Source organism: Paenibacillus nuruki, assembly GCF_001721045.1.
Lineage (GTDB): Bacteria > Bacillota > Bacilli > Paenibacillales > Paenibacillaceae > Saccharibacillus > Saccharibacillus nuruki.
Genome location: NZ_MDER01000086.1, coordinates 437,019 through 461,146 on the forward strand (window position 1 = coordinate 437,019; position 24,128 = coordinate 461,146).

The following is a 24,128-nucleotide window of genomic DNA, read 5'->3' on the forward strand; positions in this document are numbered from 1 at the left end:
GATATTCCGGTCTGTTCTACGCTTCATCTCTTCATTAAATCTTAGCATGATTGCCAAAAAATAAACTCTATCGCACGGTTAGTTTTGACGTATACCTCTAGATAGACAAAAAAGACTTTCCTGATCCAGAACATGTGCGTTCGGATAGGAAAGTCTTGTGATTATACTCTATTCATTTATACCAGTGGATGAATTGTAAATTCAAAGGCTAACGGTTGATCCGCAGGAATCTGATACTCATCTAATACAGGAGCACCCCAGCTATCATCACCACCTACACCCATTTGCTTACCAGCGACTGTAACGACTGTGTAATACACATTTGGCAATTCATATTGATGGTATGCACTTTCTAATTCAAACGCCGTATACGGTGAAATATTACATTCTACCGGTGCAGTTGATGGCGCTGTAATTCGAATACCCTGTTTGCGTTGATCGGTAATATCTACACGACGCACACCCGTACGGTTACCCGATTCTTGTGGAACAACATAACCGGATACATTATCTGATGCTTGATTCTGGAAATGAGTTAAGCGAGCTCCAAAAGCACGGTCACTGTAATTCTCATCCGGTCCCATAGCATACCAGTCTAATTGATCATAATCTGCCGGTACTTTAAACGATAATGCAAAGATCGGTAGATTCGCAAGTCCTGTAGCACCATTGTATGTGGATTGTACTTTAACACTTCCATCTCCATATACGGTGTATGTTGTCGTTACTTTCAAATCCGCATGAATACTGAATCCATAATGGAAAGTTACCGTCACATGATCGGCTTGCTCATTCACATCAATACCTACGCATTGGCGAGCAAGACTAGCTGCGAACCAGTTGCCTGCATGGAATCCTCTAGCTGTTCCTTTATCGTTATCTGTTGTTGCACGCCAGAACAACGGTGCTGGTGGTGTAGAGATCATTTCACGTTGACCGTAACGTAGAGAAGTTAAGCTACCTGCTCCTTTAGAAAACATCACGCTAAATCCTGTACCGTGTACACCGATATTCACATCACCATGTGCTACTCGTAATGTACCTGTAGGCAAGACGGCTACTTCTTGTGGTTCCACGTGGAAAATATGTTGTCCAAATGCGATTTCATACCCAGCATCTGCCCATAATTCAGCTTCTTTCAATACAAGAGATGCATGAATCACATATTCGCCTGAAGCTGTATGCGTATCTGGCAATACCCATTCAATACGTGCTTGGGATTGAGCATCCACTTGAACTGGCATTGTATGGCTGTACACTTCTACACCTTCATGGTGCAAGCTGTAGACAAGGTTATACGCATCTGTACCTACAAATACATTTTCGTTCACAATTGTAATCGCACTTGGATCAGGTAAAAGCTTGATATTTTGGTAAAGGAATTTAACTTCTTGCATTTTAGGTGAAACTTTACGATCTGCGTAGACGATACCATCGGTACAGAAGTTATAGTCTGTAGCACGATCATCATAATCGCCACCAAATGCTAAATATTCTTTACCATAGCGATCTTCTTTCATCACCGCTTGATCGATATAATCCCAGATAAACCCACCTTGATACATTTCGTATTTCTGTTCCAAATCCGTATATTTAGACATGCCACCGACCGAGTTACCCATAGCGTGCATATACTCGCAACTGATATACGGCTTTTGTGGATTGTTATTCAAGTATTCTTCAACATCGGCTACTTTAGCATACATCCGGCTTTCCATATCACTGGTTGCATCATAATCACGGTTGTGGAATACACCTTCATAATGAACAAGACGTGTAGGATCTGTTTCACGGAAGTAATTAGATACATTCAAAATGACTTCTCCTGCATAGGCTTCGTTACCACAAGACCAGATCAGAATCGAAGGGTGGTTTTTATCGCGTTCCACCATCGAGATCGCACGATCCATTACGATATCTTGCCACTCTGGCAAATTACCAGGAACATTCCAAGACGGCTCAACAGCACCCATCTTCTGCCATGAACCATGACTTTCTAGATTCATCTCGTCGATCACATACAGACCATACTCATCACATAGCTCATACCAGAGCGTCTGGTTAGGATAATGTGAAGTACGTACAGCATTCATATTATTTTGCTTGATCGTGCGCACATCCCACAACATATCTTCTGCTGTAATCGCACGTCCTGTACGAGCATTGAATTCATGACGATTTACACCTTTGAACACAATACGCTTACCGTTTAAGCACATGACTTTGTTGATCATTTCAAAGCGGCGGAAGCCTGATTTTTGCGGAATCACTTCTACCAAGTTACCTGCTTCATCATAGATAGAAATCAATAACGTATACAGATAAGGATGTTCTGCACTCCATGTATGTACACTATCGATCGTTGTTGTAAGGTTGGCTTTGCCATCTACAAATTGTGCTTCCAGTGAAGTTACATTTGTACCGGTAGCATCTTGTACTTCAATAATCGCTTTCGCTCCAACGGTCTGCTCTAACGTTAATTGTACCGACAACTGACCTTGCGTATAAGCATCATCTAATCCAGCATTCACATGCAGATCACGTACATGTACAGAAGGTACAGTATACAAATACACATCACGGAAAATACCGGAGAAGCGCCAGAAATCCTGATCTTCTAACCAAGAACCAGTACTGCGTTGGTAGACTTCTACTGCTAATTTATTTTCACCCGCTTGTAGATAAGGTGTAAGATCAAAGTCTGCTGGCGTAAAGCTATCTTCGCTATATCCCACAAATTGTCCGTTTAACCATACGTAAAATGCAGACTCAACACCTTGAAATGAAATATAAACAGGTGACTTGTCTCCTGAAGAGCGCTCTAGCAAATGTTGAGGTACTGTAAAGTACTTCACATAACTGCCTACAGGATTAGACTGTGTGGAAAGGCTATTTTCAACGGTAGCCGTCTCAGAAGTGAATAATGGACGCAGATCTTCGTGACCATCCCACGGGTACATCGTATTTACATATTGCATTTGTCCATACCCTTGTAACTGGATATGACCGGGAACTGTAATATCTCCCCAACCGTCACAAGCAAAGTCTGTTTCTTGAAATCCTTGTGGACGAGTACTTGGATTCGTTGCATAGTTGAATTTCCAATTTCCATTTAAAGAAGAACGAAGCTTCATCTCGCCACGTTTCTGTGCTTCTTCTAACGTTGCATAATATTTATGATCTGAGTACGCTTTCAAGCGATTTACAGCAAATACACTGACATCTGTTAACCAGTCTAAACTAGGCTTTTGTTGGTTCATGTCCATACCCCCGACTTTTCTTTGTTTTAGAGTGACTAGCGCTGCGGGGAAGGGTTATTCTTGCCGTCGCTGGTAAGACTGGGATGTCTTGATTGGACCACTGAGTGGTCGATATCCTTGTCTTAAAGGCGACTTTCAGAATAACCATTCCCCTCCGCTAGAGGTAACTGCTACTCCATTTGAATGCGTCTCCGCAGAAAGATTACACCTTACATCGTCCTTTAGAGTACATTATCATTTTGAAGTACATTGTCGCTTTGGAATTTTGATCTCGTATGCGCTTTGGCTATATGGTTTCTTCATTACATAAATAATGATATTTAGTCTCGCTTTAGCATCGATATCACAATGCCTTTGATCTCAAACTAGTTCATTTCAAGCTACTCCCAAAATCGAATAAGCTTAAAGCACTACTAAATCGGAACCTTAAAATCTTATCAAACCCTAATTCTTAAAATCTCTACGTTCTAAATTCTAGATTTTAAACCAAAATTATAAGTCCTAAATTCTCAAACCTAAAAATTCAAATCTCTTATTCCTACCCTGCCCACCTACTCGAAGTAAAACTAAATCTCTTTTTTGTGGACATGGCAAAGTGGCTGTGATGCGGCAGAGCGGAGTCTAAGGAAATTGTCCTGAACGTCGCCTTTAAAGATAAATGCGACTGCTTGGCAGTCATTCAAAGCACTTATCTTTACCAGCGGCGGCAAGGACAATTCCTTAGACGAAGCGGTCCCCATCAACAACCACAGCCACTCTCCACAACTCGGAGATTTATTTTACCGATCCAACCATTCCTGCTACGAAGTGCTTCTGCATAACGAAGAAGACGATAGCTGTAGGTAATGTAGAGAACACGATAGCGATCATGATCATACCGAAATCTGGTGCATAACTGGATCCCATGTTAGAAATAAGCAACGGAATCGTTTGATTTTCTGGCGATTGTAAAACAACCAAAGGCCATAGGTAGTTATTCCAGCTCGACATAAATGTAATAATTGCTGCTGCTGCATAACTTGTTTTCATTGTTGGCATGTATACACGGAAGAACAATCCCAATTCGGTTAATCCATCCATACGACCTGCTTCAAGCAAGTCTTTCGGGAACATTTTGGTACTTTGACGGAAGAAGAAAATAAGGAATGCTGTAGTAACGGTTGGAATCACAACTGATGCTAATGTATCGATTCCAATCACTGGTACCACATTACTGATTTTACCGAACATACGATATAACGGAACCATCATCGCTGCAAAAGGAATCATCATCGACAATAGTAAAATGTTAAATACGATATCTTTTGCTTTACTGCGATAGACTTCAAATCCATAACCTGCAAGCGAAGCGATTAACAATGCCAAAATCGTTGTACTGATCGAAATTTTAGCAGAGTTGCCTAATGCGCCTATAATATCTACAGAACTCGTTAATTTTTGGAAGTTTTCGATCAAATGAGAACCGGGAAGCAATCGACCCTGTGTAACGTCTACCGAAAGGTTAGTTGCGCTGACGAGCATCCAGAAAAACGGGAAAATCGAAATAAATGCAGCGATACTCAAGAAAATATAAGTGAAAAACGTTTTGGATTTATTCATTGCGATCACCTGCCACTCTGAACTGGATAAATGCTAATATGATGATCATAATTACGATAGAATACGATACGGTTGCTGCATAACCAAAGTCTGCTGAATATTTGAACGACAGATTGTAGATATATTGCGAAATGGATGTTGTCGCATTACCGGGTCCACCTTTGGTAATATTGACGACTTCATCAAACAGTTGCAATGTACCAATTGTCGATGTGATCGATGTAAACAAAATAATAGGTTTTAGCATAGGAATAGTAATACTGAAAAATTGACGAATAGCGGAAGCACCATCAATACGTGCTGCTTCATAAATAGAGTTGTCGATATTTTGTAGTCCAGATAGATAGAAAATCATGTTGTAACCTGTCCAGCGCCATGTAATAGCGAGAATAATCGTTACTTTTGCCCAGAACGGATCAGCAATCCACTCAATCGGAGCACCAATCAAATGCACTTTAAGCAATAACGCATTAACCAAACCATCCGAAGAGAAAAGGTATTTAAATACAACAGAATAAGCAACTAGAGATGTAATACAAGGTAAGAAAATAGCTGTACGGAAAAATCCTTTAAATTTCAAACGAGGATTGTTCAATAATACAGAGATGAACAAAGCAAGCACAACCATTAAAGGTACTTGGAAAATCAAATAAATAAATGTGTTTTTTACTGCTGTAAGGAACATATCATCTGTAAACAGACGAGCGTAGTTATCAATACCATTGAATGATAGATTCGAGCCTGTTCCCGTTTGGAACGAAAGAATAAGTGCTTGAATCATTGGATAAAAGTAAAATGCACATATCATCAAAACGGCTAATGCAATAAATAACCATCCTGTTAAGCCAGCTTTGAAACGAGGGCCGAACTTGGATTGAGGTTGAGCTGCTTTCATTTCTTTCATCTCCTTTATATCGCTTGTGGTCGTTTTATTTTTTTATTTATGGCTTAGATACGGCAATAAAACCTTGAACGGCAAAGCCCAAGGTTTCATTGCTGTTTCTATTGCCTTACGCCCAGCAAGCTTTCTCTATCCACTTTTTGAGCAGATCGGGTACAGTATGATTTTTTAATGAATCAAAATGTTTTATTTCAGTTGAGCTTCTGCTTGAGCTTGAACATCGTTCAATACAGAGTCAATGTCTTTACCAGCAAGGTAGTTCTGTACTTCTACAGCCATGATATCTTCGATAGCATACGTGTGTAGACCGTAGTTTACGTTAGGAACTTCTGTAGTCCATTTTGCAAAGTCAGCATAGATTTTTTGTCCGCCGAAGAAATCGTCTGCTTTGTCATAAGCTGAACCTGTAGAAGCTGCTTTGAACGTACCGATGATACCAATTTTGTTTAACATATCTTGGTACAATTCTTTATCAGAACCGAATGTTTCTTTCATGAAATCAGCAGCAGTATCTTGTCCGTCTACGTTCATGACATACCATGAGCTACCACCAATGTTAGATGCGTGAACAGAGTTTGGTGTGTTTTTCAATGTTGGGAATGGAACAACAGCCCATTTACCAGATTGAGAAGCTTCTGCTTTAACAGAAGGTGTGATCCAGTTACCTGTAGGAACAGATGCTACAGCACCACTGTTGAATGCAGCCAAGAATTGACTCCAGTCAGAGTTCGTTTTTACGATATTTGCATCAAACATTGCTTTGTAATCTTCCATAGCTTCTTTCAAAGCTGCGTTTCCTGCAATGTTAGGTGTTTTACCGTCTTCTTTAAGATACCAAGTACCTGCAGATTGGATCATTGCACGAATCAATCCCAAGTCATTTGGATCTTGAGTTAACATATCTTTACCAGTTTTAGCTTTTACTGCTTTACCGATTTCGATAAATTTATCCCAGTCGATATCTTGCATATCTTCAGGTGTGTAACCTGCTTCTTTAAGATAATCCGTTCTTACATACATACCAGTTACGCCGGAATCAAATGGAACACCATATTGTTTGCCGTTGTAGTTAGTAGGACCTGCTTTGTAATCTGCAAAGTCTGCTGATTTAATCGAATCAGACATATCACGGAAAGAATCTGGATACGCTTGCAAGAAGTTTTGTGAACGATAATCTTCGATCAACACAATGTTTGGAAGACCTTTAGTTGTACCAGAGTTCAAACCTGTGTTTAATTTTTGTACAATATCCGCTTGAGCGTTTTCAATGATGTTAATCGTAACATCAGGATGCTTAGCCATATATCTCTCTTTAGCTAAATTCAATGCTGCTATGTTAAATTTAGCGTCCCATGCCCATACTGTGATTTCTTTTTTAGCTGGATCAGAACTTGCACCGCTACCAGCATTACCGGAACATGCAGATAACATGAAAACGGTTGCTAGTAAAAGAAACATCATTTTTTTCATTTTTGTTCAACCCCTGTTCTTTTTTTGAAAGCGTTTACCATTTGGTATATTTATCTTAACACCTCTTGATTTGAAGACGGTATGACTATCTTTGTAAGGATTTGTGATTTTCTTATATTTAAATTTTTTGATAGCGTTATCATTAGTAATATATTTGGATAATGGTATAAAATGTAGATTAAAGTAGGGTGGGATTAGTGAGTATGAGCGGAATTTAGGGAGACCGCTTCGGGGATAGCTTATTTAGAGCACCAATTTGAATGTTGGGGAGCGGGGGGCAGGAAAGAATGAGGATTAGAATAGATTGGAGTGGCTTGGTGAATATATAGCTATCTTGAATTTGTGCCTACTATATATAGAAAGATCGAGTTAAGTTTATGGATTAAATACTTGGTGTTTTTAAAATAGGAATATTTATAGATTGTTTCATTATAAATAGAAGAAAGGTAGGCGCTTATTTCTAAGTGTCTACCTTTCTTCTATTTACAAAAGACATCTTTTATACCGTTTAGAACACGGGATATAGTAGATGTCTTTTGTATTTTTTATAGGTTATTGCTGTTCTAAAATTAAAGGCATGGTGATTTTGACTTTGGTGCCTTCGCCTTTGGTACTGGAAATAGTTACTCCATACTGTTCGCCGTAGAGCAGTGTGATGCGGTTGTGGACGTTCTGGATGCCAATGCCTGTGAATAATTGACGTTTGCTTTTCGGATTCGGTAGCGGGTTATGTTCGCCTACTTCAGATAGACCGTCCATGCCATCTCCATTGTCGACCACTTCGCAGGTCAGTACACCATCGGATTGAGACACCATAATATAGATGATACCGTTTTGTTTTTCATTAAACGCATGGAAAAACGCATTTTCGATAAATGGTTGAATAATCAATTTGGGCACATGGTATTCCAGACAATCTGGAGAAACGAAATAATTTACTTGTACGCGTTGTCCATACCGCACATGGTTGATAAATACGTAGTTTTTCATATTACCCAGCTCTTGTTCAATCGTGATCGTTTCACTGACATTACTGATTGTATTTTGCAATAATGAAATCAGTGCATTGATCGTCTCCGCAGCCGTTTCTTTGTTTCCTTTTTGCACTAGGATTTTGATCGAAGCAAGCGTATTATACAGGAAATGCGGATTGATCTGTCGTTGTAATGCAGCTAACTCTGCATTCCGTTGATCTTTTTGCGTCTGAATTAAACGTTCGATATAATCATTCAGTTCATCCAGCATATAGTTATACGCTCGACCTAACTCCTGAACTTCATAACTTCCACTCACTTGAATATAATTATCAAAATTTTTCTCCGTAATCGTAGACATCTGCTTCACCAGACGGGTCAATGATTGGGTCAATCGACGTGAAATTAAAAATACAATCAACAACGCTCCGCTGACAATCGCAATACAGATCAGTGCCACCGAACGCACATTGATAATCTGTCCAACAGCAAATTCCCGATCAACCAAATTAACCAGATAAAAATCATATTCAGGTACATAATTCGATAAAATAATATGATCTTTACCCATGACATCCGCATCCATATAATCCAGATGTTTTTTGTTAATCTGGGTCGCATAATTGAGGAGCTCCGGTGAAAAAGAACCAATCAGATCATCTCGATTACTCGATACAATCTGTCCACTCGCATTCAGAATCAGAACATCGTTGCCTGTACTGGTAAAATTACTATAAAAACGTTTGAATTCCCGCTCTTGAATGGCTATATAGATGGTTCCATACAGAAAGTTACTTGTACGCTCCATCAAAGCTTTGGAAGCAATAATATAATGTTCTGCCGGCTGATCGATAGCTGTTGATTCTTCATCATACTGATACATCAGCCGTCTCGGTTCAGCGATCGTATTCTTGGTAATCATACTTTCAGACAACGTATGCATTGGAATAGGCCAGTATCCATAATCGGAAGCATAACTTCTGCCATTCACTCCTATGACCGTTACGCCTACTTCATAAGCGTCTACATTTGATTTAATCTGCTTCATCTGTTGACCCATACTGAAATAAGAACTACCTGTAGCGATCGAATCGCCTTCACCGCTCGTTAAAAAGCTTTTGACGGTAGCCGTCTGAGAGGCATGGCTAACTGCATTTACAATCGAATCGTTAAACGACTCAAAGCTTGTTTTAATCTGATTCAACACTTTCGAGTTGGTGATACTGAATGTCTCGGCAAATAGTCGCTCTGACATTCGAATCGTTACGAGCGAAGTCAACAAACAAACAGCAATGATACTGACCACCATAACAATAAACAATTTAAAAAACAGACCTTGCTGTTTGAAATTGTCGATACTTTTTTTCATACTCATTCCCTTTTCTTTAACCCATTCATTACATACTATAATAGTAAGATATTTTGCTACGCAAAAATCACTTTCTTATTGAACTAGGTCGCGCTTATGGTGCCAAGCGCTTGTTGTAAGATATTTTGCTACGCAAAAATCACTTTTTCATTGAACTGGGTCGCGCTTATATTGCCAAGCGCTTGATGTAAGATATTTTGCTACGCAAAAATCATTTTCTTATTGAACTAGGTCGCGCTTATATTGCCAAGCGCTTAACGCAAGTGTTTACGTCGGTATTGGCTTGGGGATAGTCCGGTTAGTTTTTTGAATACTTTGGTGAAATAACTAGGGTCGGAATAGCCTACTTTGCTACTGATATCTGCAATCGTGAACTCGTCTTCTTTTAACATGGCGGCGGCTTTTTCGACACGGATTTTGTTCAAATACTCACTAAATCCTTCTTTATTATGCGTTGTGAAATAGCTGGATAAATAAGAAGGGTTAAAATGAAAATATTGGCCTAGCCCGGTCAGACTGAGCGACTCTGCAAAATGAATATCGATATACTCTAATAACTTTTTCATATTCGAGTTACTGTTCGGCTGTGTACGTGCTGCAATCTGCTGATCAACTACCAATAAAAAGCGATTCAACAAATCGATTGCTTCATTAATGTGCTCGGCTTCGTTAATCTGTTTGAAATAGTTATATTTCTCAGCATCCAGTTGTTCAACATCATAATCCAGATTACCAAGCAGTGTAATAATATTGAATACGACATTTCCTAGAAACGATTTCAACTCAAACGGAGTCGAGACATAGTTCCCCGACATCGCTGTGACATACTGGCGCAATTCTTGGAAAGCAAATTCAAAATGCTCTCGCTTCATCTCTTCAGCAAATTGCTTTAGGTTGAAAGCACCTTGTACTGCAACCGGTGGCGGAAGTTCAGATTCTAACATGAGTCTGCGATCCGGGAAATAAAAGCGATAGTCTAACAATTTCAAAATCTGTTGATGATACACCGGATCGATCTGCTCAAATGTATGAAAAGGACTACTCATCACCCAACCGATTTGTGGAGACTGAGCATGAATATCATCGGCTAATTGCTGAATAACGGTCACTAACGTTGAATATTTAGACTCTTCCAGATTCACCAGAAATACAATTAGACCGGAATCACTGACCGGTGCAGGTCGAAATACAATCGATGTCCCTAGCGATTCAAGCACCTCTGCCAGTCTCATTCCTAGAGTAGATAAGTGACTTTGTACAGCCGCAGACGTATGGTTGTTCGCAATATAACCGGAAGGCTGAACGCCGATCAGACAATAATGCTCATACGGGAAAGCTTGCTTGATCAGTTCTTGTCCATAATTCACTTCATATCCGGAGATCACTTTTTCTATAATATGATCAATCGATAATAACTCTTGATCATTATCTTCATTATATTGAAGAGAAGGAATACGACGTGCTGTCTTTTGTAGAACTTGCAACAACTCTTGCGTTTCTAACTTTGGCTTCAAAATATAATCAGCTACCCCACTTTGAAAAGTGGAACGTACATAGCTAAATTCACCATAGCTGCTCAGTACAATGACTTCAATATGAGGATATCTTTGCTTCACAATTCGTGTGAATTCTTCGCCATCCATAATTGGCATGACGATATCGGTAATCACAATATGAGGTTGCAATTGATCTACCAGTTCGAGCGCTTCTTTTCCATTAGATGCTTCACCAACAATCTGAAATCCAAATTGTTCCCAGACCATATAGTGTTTAATTCCTTGTCTTACCAGAATTTCATCATCTACGATCAAAATTCTACACAGTTCTTTCATTATGACACTCCCTATATAACTCTACTGAAGACTACAAGAATCTTACAGAATACCATTTATGGTAGCGTTTTCAAACGTATAGTTTATTATTTATCTATTAGTATTTTTATGCTAACACAGAATAGAGAATCATGGGACAAAATATTTGAATATGATAATGATCAAGTCAGATAGATATGACAATAAAGATATCATAAAAATAAATATAGAAAGAGGAAAACAATGAATAAAAAAATCGTATTTGGAGTTCTAGGTGTTATTGTTTTAATAGGTGCCAGTCTGTTCTTAATATTTAAAGAAGATCGTCAACAGTATATATTTTTGATTCCTGAAGGATATAAAGGCAAAGTAACTGTTACTTTTGATCAACCTGATGCAAGTCCGTTGGTATATGAAGGTAAATGGATTGTTTTTCAAGTTCCTTCTTCTGGGAATATTACGACTTCTGGCTCAAATGTAACAGGAACAATCGATTACTATTATGTAGATCAAGCAGGAAATCGTACAAAAATAGAAGATATTCCTAACGCAATTCAAGATCTACACACTGAATCTGGTGGAAGTAAAAATAGTGCTAATCAGACTACCGAAATACCTGAGACCCTTTCTTTTTTTGTAGGTACTCCGCAAGAATATGATAATGATCGCAAATCCTAGAACTCCTCTTCCAAATCATCAAAACAGCCTAACGTGTTGGGTGCACATTAGGCTGTTTCGAGAATTTCTGTATTGGATGATGTGAATTTCTTTTCAATACTGCTACATCTTATTTATTTGCGATCGAATGCCATTCTTGCTGCAAGTGCTGTTAGCACACTTGCCATGACCCAACGCTGGATACTCATCCAAATCGGACGTTTACCGAACCATGATACCACTTGACTCGCTACCAGTATAATCAATAGATTAACGATAAAGCTGATGCTAATCTGAAGCAGACCTAGAGTGGCACTCTGCATCAATACCGATCCCCGTGCAGGATCTATAAATTGTGGTAACAACGATACATACAATACAGCTGCTTTGGGGTTAAGTAAATTTGTCATAAATCCCATTATAAATAGCTTTTTAGGCGATTCGATCGCTAATGATTGAGGTTCCAGTATATTACGATCACTTCCACTTCCAGGACGAATCGCTTTCCACGCTAACCATAGCAAGTACACTGCTCCTGCCCATTTAATCATACTGTAGAGTATAGGAACTGTCAGAAATAACGCAGATAATCCCATCATGGTCGCTACAATATACACGACAAATGCGAGCATCACGCCGAACAAAGAAATCATGCCTGCTAACTTTCCTTGTGTTACCGAACGCGAAATCAAATAGATCATATTCGGTCCTGGCGCACATACCATCCCTAAAGCGACAGCGGCAAAAGCAATCATCGTTCCAAAACTAATCATGTGTCCGTCTCTCCTTTTTTATAGTTTTGCATATGTAAGATTGTTATACAGTATACGCTTTTGTAGTCAATTCGTTAACCTTTATGTAAGTGGTTTGACAATATCCATCTTTTCCTTCACAATAAATATAATGATCGTTCTATATAAAGGAGTGTATCAATTGAGTAAAAAAAGAGAAACGTTACTGATTGTAGCTGAAAAGCTTTTTTATGAACATGGATTTCATGCGATTGGTCTGAAGCAGATTATTACAGAAGCAGATATTGCGATTATGACGCTCTACAACCATTTTGCTTCCAAAGATGAATTGATCGTAGAAGTGTTGAAGCGACGTGAGCAACAATATATGGAGTATCTGCATCGTTTTCTGACGGATGATCGTGAAGCTATTTTATTGAATTTGGCTAAAGGGCATGCGCAACGTTTAATGGATATTCAATCACGTGGATGTATGTTTTTACGGGCAAAAGAAGAATTTGCTGGTGATCCAACGCATCCAGTCGTACAGACTGTGAATCGTCATAAAGAAAATGTGATGAAATTTATCGAGCAATTGGACTCCTCCCTGACTTCACAACAAATTTTACAATTTTCGCTATTGTTAGAAGGATCTACTGCTCTGGCTGAGACAGAAGATACAGCCACCGTATGCGCCCAATTAATTGATATGACCGAAAAACTATTTGTACGTGCGGCTTAAACAAGTAAGTATTCTGTTATAGCCATACTATTGGCACCCAAGATCAATCATTTCTATCGGTTCAAAAGTATATCTGATCGCAGTGAGTATATAGATACTCACTTTTTATTTAAGCAAAAGTATAATGATCGTTCTATATATTTATAATACATAAAGGAGTGTTACCCTATGAACGCTAAAAAAATTATATTTCCCGGTATAGCGATGATTGCTGTTTGCTACACATTAGGCAGATACAGCTTTGGACTATTTCTACCTGAGATTTCTGCTTCTCTTTCTTTATCCACTACTGATGCAGGCTGGATCAGTTCAGTGATGTATATTGCATATTGTCTGGCATTATTAACAGCACCCTTTCTTATTCACAAATGGGGACATTATCAGGTAATCCGCTTATCTGGAATCAGTGTAGTGGTTGGGATTGCCGGTGTGGCTTTGGCGCCAAATACATTAATATTAACGATCAGTCTGTTCTTTGCTGGATTAAGTACAGGTTGGATATCGCCTGCTCTAGGCAATGCGGCTTCTACTGAACTTCCTGTTGCCGATCGGGATCGTGGAAATGTTTGGATCAATAGTGGAACAAGCTTTGGGATGGTGTTATCCGGTCCCATCGCTTTATTATTTACCGAATACTGGCGCTTAAGTTATGGACTATTCGCTATCATTGCTCTGATCACCCTATATTGGAATAGCAAAAATATACCGCATCGGCATCCTATTGCGTCTAGTACTAAAGATCAGCACCAATTCCAATTATTTCAGCCACACAGTCTAGCATTGTGTGTAGGTTCATTACTTATTGGAAGCAGTTCTGCGATATATTGGACATTTTCGCGTAGCTTTTTGACGGTAGAACAAGGATTATCTTATACGACAGCGATCTGGTTTTGGATTGTGATGGGGATATCAGGTATGATTGCCGGTAGTTCTGGAAAATGGATCAATCGGCTTGGACTTTCTGCATCATATCGTCTGGGTATGTTTATGATGAGTATTGGAATCATAGTGCTTATTATCCCGTCTGTTGGATTTAACTTTGCTTCAGCTATCTTATTCGGAATTTCGTTTATCTTTTTAAGCTGTATCTGTATTGTGTGGTCTACTCGTGTCTATACCAAGCAACCTTCTATGGGGATCAGCCTTTCTTTTTTGATGATTGGTGCAGGGCAATTTGTAGGTGCTTTGATCGCGGGGAATGTGATTGATCTATTTTCATATTCGGTAGGATTTGTGATCTTTGCCGGACTCGGACTGGTCGGGCTGTTGATTAAAATCAAAACAAATACGACTGCATAATCAATCTCTTTATAGGAGTAAATACTTTATTTCTATAGAAGCAACGCATAATATAAAGACACTGAATAGTGTCTTTTTTTGTTGTGCAAGTTCTAGTTAGACTGTCTAGCTTTCTCTAGATCATGGTATAATAAAGAGATTCGTGAATAGAGAACCACGCTTAGGAGAATAGAGGATATGACGTTGATATTGAATATAAAGCAAGATATAGATCGTTCTGTACAACAGTGGCATAAGCAGTTTGCTGAAGATATCGCTCCGCTGGGGCAAGGGATTCGGAATGTGCAATATACGACAGAAGCGCTCGCTCTTATTTTCCAAAAAGGGTTGCCGGATGATCCAGTAGAACAGGCGTTATTTAAGCTGAATACCTATCTGTATATGCTACAGATTGTTGTCCAACCTGTTCAAAATAAACTGAGTCGCACGATGTCTTCACTCGGGTATCATACTCATCTGGCAGTAGCTGAATTGCAAAAATCTATCGAATCTCTTTTTGCAGAACCTCTTCTTCTCACGTCTGTTACTTCTATAGAACAACGTGAATGGTTAAGCGGTACACTCTCTTATATTCGTGTCGAGATGCTTAGTGAATCACGCGATTCTTTTACCTTTTTCAATAGTTATATGCGGATATGGATCAACTGGATTTTGCCATTGCTCACTCATTCTGTTGCAGACGATATCGAACTAACACTACAAGCTGAAGTTAAGCTTCTCGAACAATTAGAACCACGTTCCGGCCATTCGGCGCTCAAGCAAGCATGGTGGCTAGCGCAAAGTTATATTCAGTTTGAACGTGGAGCAGAGCAGGATGAAGTATCTCTTGCTCTTATTCATACTGCTGCGACCAAGCAAGATTTCTATCCAGATCGTCTACCTGATTACTTGGAGCGTCTAACCGATCAAGCGAACTGGACACGATTAGCGTATTGGCTGACTGAACTTGCTGATGTATTACGCCAGCAACAATCTAATTTACAAGATTATGCACTTTATTGGGAACAAGTGATCACCCAACTACCAGAAGCCGAGCCTCAAATGTGGACAGCACTGGAAAAATTATTACCTGTCGGCGGACGCATTTACGAGCAAAAATTGTTATCGTACGGGAAATGGCAATTATGGATGGATTATCAGTTGTCTGCGGGTAATGATCCTGCCAATTATAAAGTCACCGAACTGCAACCGCTCGAAAATAATGCACCAGAAATGCTACTTCCTTTTTACCATCAAGCGGTAGAACGACATATGGCGCACAAAAACAGACAGGGCTACAAAGCCGCTGTCAAATTACTCAAACGTCTAGCTAAATTATACAAAAAAATAAAGCAAGAACCACGTTGGAATGACTTTATCGAGCAATTTGCTCAGCGAAATAGTCGTCTACGTGCGCTTCAAGAAGAATTGCGGAAAGGGAAGCTGATACCATGAGTCATTATCTTCAACACATCACTGTCCAAATGGGACTCAGCGAGTATGGCGATGCTCTAATCTATGGCTCCAAAGAAGCTTATGGATTCGTGCCTGCAACCTATCTCAAGCATCTGCTATTTGCATGGCATGAAGATTCCTTTTACGGAACAGAGCTAGAAGTAGAAGAAACACCTGAAGTGGAACTGATTGTGCTCCCTGCTGAACAGGTGATTCCGTATTTTGCATCGGCTCCTCTGCTTCATCATGTGCAGTGGAATTGGGAAGGCGAGACCGCTCAGATTCGGAAGTTGGCTCCCTATCTGGAACGTTGTCTGGATGAACGTAAATATCTTCCCAGTCTAGCTTCGTATCGGAAAGGGAAATTACAGTGGAGCTGGGATCAAGATGTGCTCTTAGAATGGGCGCAAGAAGACGGAGTCGAACGTGAGATACGATCTTTGCTCAAAAATGCGTCTCAACTCCAATTTGTACAAGGATTACAAGCGGCATTCTCCGCTACTGTGTTCCGCCAATATTACAACAGCGAAGCAGAAGCCGCTGATCTAAGACGTGAATATCCGCAATTATTTGATCGCAATCAGAGTACAGCAGGGCTAGATGAAGAAACATGGCTGGTGTCGATCGGTTGGAAAAGCGATACAGCTCCTTTTCGCCCGGCACTTCAATTGCTGGAACCGGAAGATTCCAACAGTGGTTGGCGACTCCAATTTGTACTACAAGACAAAGCCGATGAAACGGTTCTTGTCCCTGTACAATTGGGAATTGACGGACATGTGACTGGTAAATGGCCTGAGCCATGGAATATTCATGTGCAAGATCGGGCTTCGGGCTGGCTCGAACATCTACGAGCCACTTTACCACGAGCCCAATTCGCCGAAACGTCTGATATTTTACAGCGTCCGATGAACAATGAAACCGCATGGCGCTTTCTGACTACAGAAAGTAATCGACTGCTTCAAGCAGGTTGGTTAGTGTTACTTCCTGCATGGTGGGAAGCGGCAAGGCGCAAAAAGCCTAAATTGCGTGCTAAAGTTAGCGAAGATAAAGAAAAACGGGACGGCAAATCCTTTTTCGGCTTAGATGCACTGATCGACTTTGATTGGCGGGTATCGATTGGAGATACAGATCTTTCGGAAGAAGAGTTTCTGGAACTAGCGGCTCGTAATGAACGATTGGTACTTTTCCGTGGACAATGGATTGCGCTTGATCCTGAGTTATTGGAACAGATCCGGCGAGCGATGAACGGGATCGATAAGCGACGTGGATTATCTTTTCAAGATGTATTGCAACTCCATCTGATGCGCCAGCATCGTGCGGCTCAAGTTGCCGAAGAAGAAGCGGTTGAGGAAGAAAGTACACGTGTAGAACTGGAAGTCGAATTGAATGAACATCTGACTTCTTTAATCGAAAAGATCAATCAGCAAGTGGATCTTCCACTCACTCCGATTCCAGCAGGGCTACAAGCGCAATTACGTCCTTATCAGCATGAAGGATATTCATGGTTATCTTTTCTAAGAAAATTCGGTCTGGGTGCTTGTCTGGCAGATGATATGGGGCTCGGTAAAACGGTGCAATTAATCACTTATTTACTGCATATTAAAGAACATGCAGAGATCGCTATTCATCAACTAGCCGAACAATTTCATCAGACCGAAGAAATGCAACAGATGCATCAAGAGACCATTTTCAGCCCGACTTCCCTTGTCATCTGTCCCACTTCTGTACTGGGGAACTGGCAAAAAGAAATCAGTCGCTTTGCACCTTCACTTACAGTAGCGCTCCATTATGGCAGTAAGCGCCGTTCAGGAGAAGAGTTCCAGCAGTTGATTGATCAGGCTGATGTTATTCTAACGTCATATGCAACAGCATCACTCGATCAAGAACTGCTTCAAAGTTATACATGGGCAACGATCTGTCTGGATGAAGCACAAAATATTAAAAATGCACAAACAAGGCAATCGCAAACGGTTCGTAGTCTATCCGCTATGCATCGGGTTGCACTAACTGGTACACCGATCGAAAATAGATTGGCTGAATTATGGTCGATATATGACTTTATTACGCCAGGTTATCTAGGAACCGCTAAAGGATTTCAAGAACGGTTTAGCAATGCGATTGAAAAAGATCATGATGAAGAACGAACATTACATTTGCAACGACTGGTTAAGCCGTTTATGTTACGTCGTACCAAAAAAGATCCTAATATTCAATTGAATTTGCCTGAGAAAAATGAAATGAAAACCTATATTCATCTTACGGCTGAACAAGGGGTATTGTATGATCAAGCGGTCAATAGCTTAATGCAACAGATGAACGATCTGGATGGTATTAAGCGTAAAGGTGCCATCCTGTCTGCACTCACTCAGCTCAAACAACTGTGTGACCATCCGATTCTTGTGACCAAAGAAGCGTTGCCTGAACCGGAAAAAGGCAAACGATTCAATACCGAAGCATGGGTCAGTCGGTCTGCCAAATTAGAGCGATTGCTGGCGATGGTCAAAGAATTACGTGAAGAAGGCGAACAATGTCTGATTTTCACCCAATATATTGGGATGGGTCAGTTGATGCAAAAGATTTTGGAAGAAGAGTTACAGGAAAATGTATTATATCTAAATGGAAGTACATCCAAAACAGCGCGTGATCGGATGATCGAGCAGTTCCAAGCACCTGCTGTAGAAGGCGATTCCACCAAGCCGTCTGTGTTTATTCTATCGCTCAAAGCTGGTGGAGTCGGTCTAAATTTAACAGCTGCCAATCATGTGTTCCATGTGGATCGCTGGTGGAATCCTGCGGTCGAAAATCAAGCCACTGACCGTGCCTATCGTATGGGACAGACACGCGATGTCCAAGTGCACAAATTTATCTCACTTGGTACACTGGAAGAACGAATCGATGAAATGCTAGAAAGTAAGCAACAGCTAAGCGACAATGTGATTTCCAATTCAGAAGGCTGGATCACTGAACTGTCTAACGATGCGTTGAAAGACTTATTTGCGTTACGACGTGAATGGGCGGAATAATAAAGCATGACATTACACATGATTGTACGTATAATTAAACGTATAATCATGTGTTTTTGTTAGGAGGAAAATGATGGCTAAATTATTAGAACCTCAAAAAGATGTATCTCTAGAACAGCCTATTCTTTTTGGACGAGATCAATTAGTAAATACCGCTACGATTTCACGTCAATTCAGCAAAGTTAAATTGTTAGCTAAAGTAAAACCTTTGTTTATCACAGACAATGGAAATGTAGATTCTGTACTTTTGAGCTACGAAGCGTACGAAGAAATGTATAATCGTATCCAATCGCTAGAGCAAGAAGTTCTAGATTATCGTGCAGAAGAAGCAACGGCTAAACCTGAATCTTCTGTAGACTGGCAGACCGTTCGACGCAGTTCTAAAGAATAAGCAATGGAAAAACGATTCTTAGTTCAATTCACCAAAAAATCTCTTAAAGAATATGAAGCCTTAGACGGATCAATTATAGAAGAAGTCAATACAGCTCTGGAATCGTTAGAACAAAGAGCAGATCAAGTAGGGAAACTACTAGGCAATAAAAGACAAATTCATCTAAAAGGTACTAAAGAAAAGAAATTAAGACGTTCTGGTGGTACGTATTATTTATCAAATTACCGATCAATATGTAGATATTCTCGCTATTGTAAACATTCTTCTGATTGATTTTAAAAAGAATGATACAGAACTGTATATGGAAGCTGAAATTCGTTATCAAGAAACAAAAAATGCTATTGAACTACCTCAGAAAAACTCACCTTTCATTTGGAAGACAGATACAATTGCTAATCAAGATTTAGAACAAGATAGTATGATAGATAAGATATTTGATGACCATTTTGATGATTTAGAAGAATCTATTAAAAATCAAATTTTACATCATTTTTCTTATGGTGAAGTAGCAACAGCATATCAAATTTGGTACGAAGCTGTTCAAGATTTAAATAAAGAATAACTTTTATAACAATCAAAAAAGAGACCTGCTAGTTAAGGTCTCTTTTTCTTACTATTTGAATGAACTATATTTTTTAAAATTTTCTATAACAATAGCCTGATTACGCCAATTCTAACTCTACAGCCACTCCCAAATGATCTGATACAATAGCTCCATTCACACCATTCAATGCTACCGTAGAAGAATGAACAGGCAACGAGCGATTCGTTAAAATGTAATCGATCCGCAGATGGGTCGCGTTATTTTCCCACCCAGCGATTGCTTTGACGACGGTATGCCCATCGTCTTTTACTTTGGCTAACGTATACGTATCGAACCAGCCTTTGCTCATCACATAGTCGTAACCTTCGTCTCGAATCTCGGCTACATTGTTCAGATCTCCCAACATGAAGATTAATTGATCTTGATACGGCGCTAATAACTCTTCTGTACGATCCCATTGTCCTCTGAAATGTTCTTCATCATGCCACCATCCATAATGTCCATCAGCTATCCATACTGGCTGTCCATTGATCTCCGTCTGCACCATTAACAAACGACGTGTACGGTAATTGTTATAATCTTGTAGTTGCGAAACGAAATCATAACTGGCTTGTACGATCGGTGTACGCGTTAATATCGCTAATCCTTCATCATACGTATGTCTTGTCTGATGAGTGGGAACCCATGTCCAGTGATAGTCTGACGATAATTGTTGTAACAAGACATAGGCGAAATTATTTTGCCGAATCATCACATGAGCATCAGTGGCGTAATAACGTGACTCTCCTAAGGTCACTTCATCTACAGCTGATTCACTCATGGATTGATTGACTTCTTGTAATGCAATAATATCGAACTGTTGTTGATTGATATAGTCTGCTAATTGACTGATTTTTTCTAATTGATTGGTCTCATGCCATGAGTGTGTGTTCAGTGTTAAACATTTCAATGATTGTCACCTGCTCCATCTATTTTCATTATATTGCTCCGGTTAATACTTTATCTCACTATACCATAATCCCAAATAGACATCTTACTGAGATACAGAAGTCATGATGGAGAAAAATACAAAATACAGCAAAAAACTCCAACCGATGCTTATTTAGCAAGGACTGAAGTTTTTTATGATGAACCTATCTCAATCAATCGTTAACTTGCATCTACGCTTGAACCCATATTTGATGAGCTAGCACCCAAAAATATGATCCAAGATCATACTCCTGCTGGCTTCCACCAGTTACCCGAAATAAATAACATACTCAGTAGATTATACGAATCACTAAAATAACTTTCCTTGCTATTTTTCATCCAATCCCAACCTGTATTGACCCATGCTTGATGGGCATTATCAGTCACCCCTGCTGCGATAAATGGAGCCACAAACACAGCCGTCGCATACGTACCTCGTGCTGTACCATTTAACTGATATCCATCTTTGATATTGGAAGGCTTGCCACTTGTTTTACCTTTGATCCAGACCGCCATTTTGTTAGCTATTGTTTTGCCGCGAGTATCTCCATACATCGCATAATCCATTACGATTCGAAGCGGTACCCGAGAAGCGTTGTAATTGTATTCATTGGTTTCTTTAAATTCATCCAAAAACCATTGTGGTGCAGGCTTCGCTGGATTACCGACAACAAAGTCTGAAATTAGACCTGTAGTGGGCGAATAGGCACTACTGAACTGAGTATATTTGCTATACAGATTGTTGATTACATTTAACCATGTCTGATCTCCAGTCGCATCGTAGAAAGCATGAAAATGGCTGAGCATCCAATCCGATGGGCGGGTATCATAACTATTTTTGCTATCCCAATCGCCTAGATTAATTCCATTGTTAGAGGTGACATAACTGGACTTGATTGCACCAATCATTTTTTTCGCTTCAGCTAAATAATTGATCGCTCCTGAAGAGCCCCACTGATCATGTGCTAGTAATAAAGAGTACGCAATATCCAGATCTCCATCGGTGGCTGAACCAAAATGACCTTGAGCAGCTACATCATCTGCTACCACCCAGCCCATCAGTGCAGGATTGCCTGAACTTTTATATGCTCTAGCTGTTTTGAATAGTCCATTGTAGATGGTTTGTGCATTCGTATCTTGTCCTGCCATAAGAGCCGTGATGACCATGCCATATCCTTGACCTTCTGATGTTCCTAGCGGTTCAAACCCTTCCGCATCGCCTGTAATATCACCTTGTACATAATAACCACCCGGCAAAGAAGACAAGTTATTTTTGATATACGTAGATTTCCAGTAACTATAATAAGAAGCTACCGATTGATTCATCGAGGCTTGGGTCACATGATTGGGCTTGATGACCCCTGTATAATTGACTTGTTGTGGAAAAGGTTTCTTCTCATTCGCAGCATAAGCAGAAGTGGATACTCCAAACATTCCCAAGAACGAGATCATGAATAATACAACCACAAGGGAAAGACTTATTAAACGTGTTGCAATAGATACAGGCAATAGAGTACGCATGATAGTAATTCCTCCTTATCATAGGGTAGACTTTCATATTCTGAACTGGGTAAAGCTATCTAACTTTTTTGATATTTGGATATTTTGAAATTTCCTTAAATCGTCTCTGCTACAGCTATATTCTCTTTTTGAAAAAATAAAGGTAGATAGGCTCGATTGGCTTCTAACATTTCATCTAGCATGTCTTTGGCAATCGCAATCGAAGGCACCAAAGGATGATGTACCATTGCTTGCAAAGCGACTTGACGATCTCCTGTCATCGCAGCTTGGATCGTTAATTGTTCATAGGTTTTGACGGCATGCATTAAGCCTTTAATAGGCTCGGGTACAGTTGACAATTGAATTGGTAACGGGCCATTTTGAGTCACGATACAGTTGACTTCAATACAAGCATCATGTGGTAAAAAATCTATCGTTCCTCGATTAGGAACATTCAGTGTCTGTATATCGCCTGTGCCATTGTGCAGAGAGCGCATCAGATTAACAGCGGCTTCTGAGTAGTAAGCGCCTCCACGTTGCTCCAATTGTTTTGGTTTTTCTTTCAACTCAGGATCTCGATACAGCTGGAATAATTCCTGTTCGACTTGCTGTACCACTTGAGCGCGCGATCCTTCATTTTCAAAAGATAGCAATTGATCTTGAAGCATCTGAGGTGTCATATAGAAATACTTGAGGTAATACGAAGGTAAAGCTTGTAAAGATAACAGGAAATCAGCATCCCAACCTTGTTGTGGAACATTAGCAGCTGCATATTGTTCGCGTTGTTCTAATAATTCTGTTAATTTCGGTTGCCCATCGACATCAATGCGGGTCACCCAGTGTAGATGATTCAGCCCTACAAATTCAGCATAGATCCGATCTGCTTCTACTTGATAATGTGCTGTTAACCATTTGATTAGACCGATTGGTGCATTACATAAGCCAATACTGCGTACTTTACTATACTTATGGATCGCCTCAGTGACCATACCTGCTGGATTAGTGAAATTCAGCAACCATGCTTGTGGCGCTAACTCCTCGATATCACGGCAAATCTCAAGCAATACTGGAATCGTTCGTAGCGCTTTCATCATTCCACCAGGGCCAGTCGTTTCCTGTCCGATCACCCCATATTGCAATGGAATACGTTCATCTACACTTCTCACTTCTAACATACCTACTCGCATTTGTGTACTTACATAATCAGCATCTTTGATAGCTTCTCTTCGATTCGTTGTTAAATGTATCGTGATCGGTAATCCTGAAGCTTTAACCATGCGTTTAGCCAGTTCGCCAACGATATTTAACTTATGAAGTCCTTCTTCAATATCGACTAACCACAATTCACGAATCGGTAGATCATGATAATAGCGAATAAATCCTTCGACCAACTCTGGCGTATACGAAGAACCCCCGCCGATTACAGCTACCTTTAACCCTTTACTCATTCATGA

General features: G+C 39.9%; 18 protein-coding genes. 8 read left to right on the forward strand and 10 right to left on the reverse strand.

From position 1 onward, the window contains the following. Window positions 1-176 precede the first annotated feature (176 nt). The 6 genes from lacZ to PTI45_RS22020 all read right to left on the reverse strand — a co-directional run bounded on the left by lacZ (window position 177) and on the right by PTI45_RS22020 (window position 11,405). Window positions 177-3,260: a beta-galactosidase, LacZ type gene (gene lacZ / locus PTI45_RS21995; RefSeq protein ID WP_069329716.1), complete on the reverse strand. Its 3,084-nt coding sequence runs from the start codon at window positions 3,258-3,260 to the stop codon at window positions 177-179. Between the two features lie 774 nt (window positions 3,261-4,034). Further along, window positions 4,035-4,859, reverse strand: a complete 825-nt coding sequence (locus tag PTI45_RS22000) for a carbohydrate ABC transporter permease (protein WP_069329717.1) — start codon at window positions 4,857-4,859, stop codon at window positions 4,035-4,037. Beyond that, window positions 4,852-5,754, reverse strand: coding sequence for a carbohydrate ABC transporter permease (locus PTI45_RS22005; RefSeq protein WP_069329718.1), 903 nt, complete (start codon window positions 5,752-5,754; stop codon window positions 4,852-4,854). The genes PTI45_RS22000 and PTI45_RS22005 overlap by 8 nt, the downstream gene beginning before the upstream one ends. 192 nt (window positions 5,755-5,946) lie before the next feature. Continuing rightward, the gene (locus tag PTI45_RS22010) at window positions 5,947-7,230 is read right to left on the reverse strand and encodes an ABC transporter substrate-binding protein (RefSeq protein WP_069329719.1); all 1,284 of its coding nucleotides are present in this window, start codon (window positions 7,228-7,230) and stop codon (window positions 5,947-5,949) included. A gap of 552 nt (window positions 7,231-7,782) precedes the next feature. Next, window positions 7,783-9,573 carry a cache domain-containing sensor histidine kinase gene (locus tag PTI45_RS22015; RefSeq protein WP_069329720.1) on the reverse strand — a complete coding sequence of 597 codons (1,791 nt, stop codon included), beginning with the start codon at window positions 9,571-9,573 and terminating at the stop codon, window positions 7,783-7,785. Window positions 9,574-9,827: 254 nt separating this feature from the next. Continuing rightward, the gene (locus PTI45_RS22020) at window positions 9,828-11,405 is read right to left on the reverse strand and encodes a response regulator transcription factor (protein ID WP_069329721.1); all 1,578 of its coding nucleotides are present in this window, start codon (window positions 11,403-11,405) and stop codon (window positions 9,828-9,830) included. A gap of 222 nt (window positions 11,406-11,627) precedes the next feature. On the opposite strand from PTI45_RS22020, the gene PTI45_RS22025 reads away from it, so the two are divergent. Next, complete coding sequence (locus PTI45_RS22025) at window positions 11,628-12,062, forward strand: DUF6843 domain-containing protein (RefSeq protein ID WP_069329722.1); 435 nt, start codon at window positions 11,628-11,630, stop codon at window positions 12,060-12,062. A gap of 113 nt (window positions 12,063-12,175) precedes the next feature. Here the strand turns inward: PTI45_RS22025 and PTI45_RS22030 are convergent, their stop codons facing one another. Further along, a complete protein-coding gene (locus PTI45_RS22030) occupies window positions 12,176-12,814 on the reverse strand; it encodes a LysE family translocator (RefSeq protein WP_069329723.1) in 639 nt (212 codons plus the stop codon). Window positions 12,815-12,965: 151 nt separating this feature from the next. Here PTI45_RS22030 and PTI45_RS22035 point away from each other — a divergent pair, with 151 nt between their 5' ends. The 7 genes from PTI45_RS22035 to PTI45_RS22060 all read left to right on the forward strand — a co-directional run bounded on the left by PTI45_RS22035 (window position 12,966) and on the right by PTI45_RS22060 (window position 20,223). Beyond that, entirely contained in the window at window positions 12,966-13,514 is a 549-nt protein-coding gene (locus tag PTI45_RS22035; protein ID WP_371748123.1) for a TetR/AcrR family transcriptional regulator, read from the forward strand. Between the two features lie 168 nt (window positions 13,515-13,682). Next, the gene (locus PTI45_RS22040; protein ID WP_069329725.1) at window positions 13,683-14,813 is read left to right on the forward strand and encodes an MFS transporter; all 1,131 of its coding nucleotides are present in this window, start codon (window positions 13,683-13,685) and stop codon (window positions 14,811-14,813) included. A 177-nt stretch (window positions 14,814-14,990) separates the two neighbouring features. Next, the gene (locus PTI45_RS22045) at window positions 14,991-16,247 is read left to right on the forward strand and encodes a hypothetical protein (RefSeq protein WP_069329726.1); all 1,257 of its coding nucleotides are present in this window, start codon (window positions 14,991-14,993) and stop codon (window positions 16,245-16,247) included. Continuing rightward, window positions 16,244-19,270, forward strand: a complete 3,027-nt coding sequence (locus PTI45_RS22050) for a DEAD/DEAH box helicase (RefSeq protein ID WP_069329727.1) — start codon at window positions 16,244-16,246, stop codon at window positions 19,268-19,270. Before PTI45_RS22045 ends, PTI45_RS22050 begins: the two co-directional genes overlap by 4 nt. A 73-nt stretch (window positions 19,271-19,343) precedes the next feature. After that, window positions 19,344-19,661 carry a hypothetical protein gene (locus PTI45_RS22055; RefSeq protein WP_069329728.1) on the forward strand — a complete coding sequence of 106 codons (318 nt, stop codon included), beginning with the start codon at window positions 19,344-19,346 and terminating at the stop codon, window positions 19,659-19,661. 3 nt (window positions 19,662-19,664) lie between these two features. Further along, complete coding sequence (locus PTI45_RS24310; protein WP_175425248.1) at window positions 19,665-19,934, forward strand: hypothetical protein; 270 nt, start codon at window positions 19,665-19,667, stop codon at window positions 19,932-19,934. A 28-nt stretch (window positions 19,935-19,962) separates the two neighbouring features. Then, on the forward strand, window positions 19,963-20,223 hold the full coding sequence (locus PTI45_RS22060) for a hypothetical protein (protein ID WP_175425249.1): 261 nt from the start codon (window positions 19,963-19,965) through the stop codon (window positions 20,221-20,223). A gap of 100 nt (window positions 20,224-20,323) precedes the next feature. Here the strand turns inward: PTI45_RS22060 and PTI45_RS22065 are convergent, their stop codons facing one another. The 3 genes from PTI45_RS22065 to PTI45_RS22075 all read right to left on the reverse strand — a co-directional run bounded on the left by PTI45_RS22065 (window position 20,324) and on the right by PTI45_RS22075 (window position 24,122). Beyond that, window positions 20,324-21,154: an endonuclease/exonuclease/phosphatase family protein gene (locus PTI45_RS22065; RefSeq protein ID WP_069329730.1), complete on the reverse strand. Its 831-nt coding sequence runs from the start codon at window positions 21,152-21,154 to the stop codon at window positions 20,324-20,326. A 263-nt stretch (window positions 21,155-21,417) separates the two neighbouring features. Further along, on the reverse strand, window positions 21,418-22,626 hold the full coding sequence (locus PTI45_RS22070) for a family 8 glycosyl hydrolase (RefSeq protein ID WP_245703541.1): 1,209 nt from the start codon (window positions 22,624-22,626) through the stop codon (window positions 21,418-21,420). A 164-nt stretch (window positions 22,627-22,790) separates the two neighbouring features. Continuing rightward, entirely contained in the window at window positions 22,791-24,122 is a 1,332-nt protein-coding gene (locus PTI45_RS22075) for a 6-phospho-beta-glucosidase (RefSeq protein ID WP_069329732.1), read from the reverse strand. Window positions 24,123-24,128 lie beyond the last annotated feature (6 nt).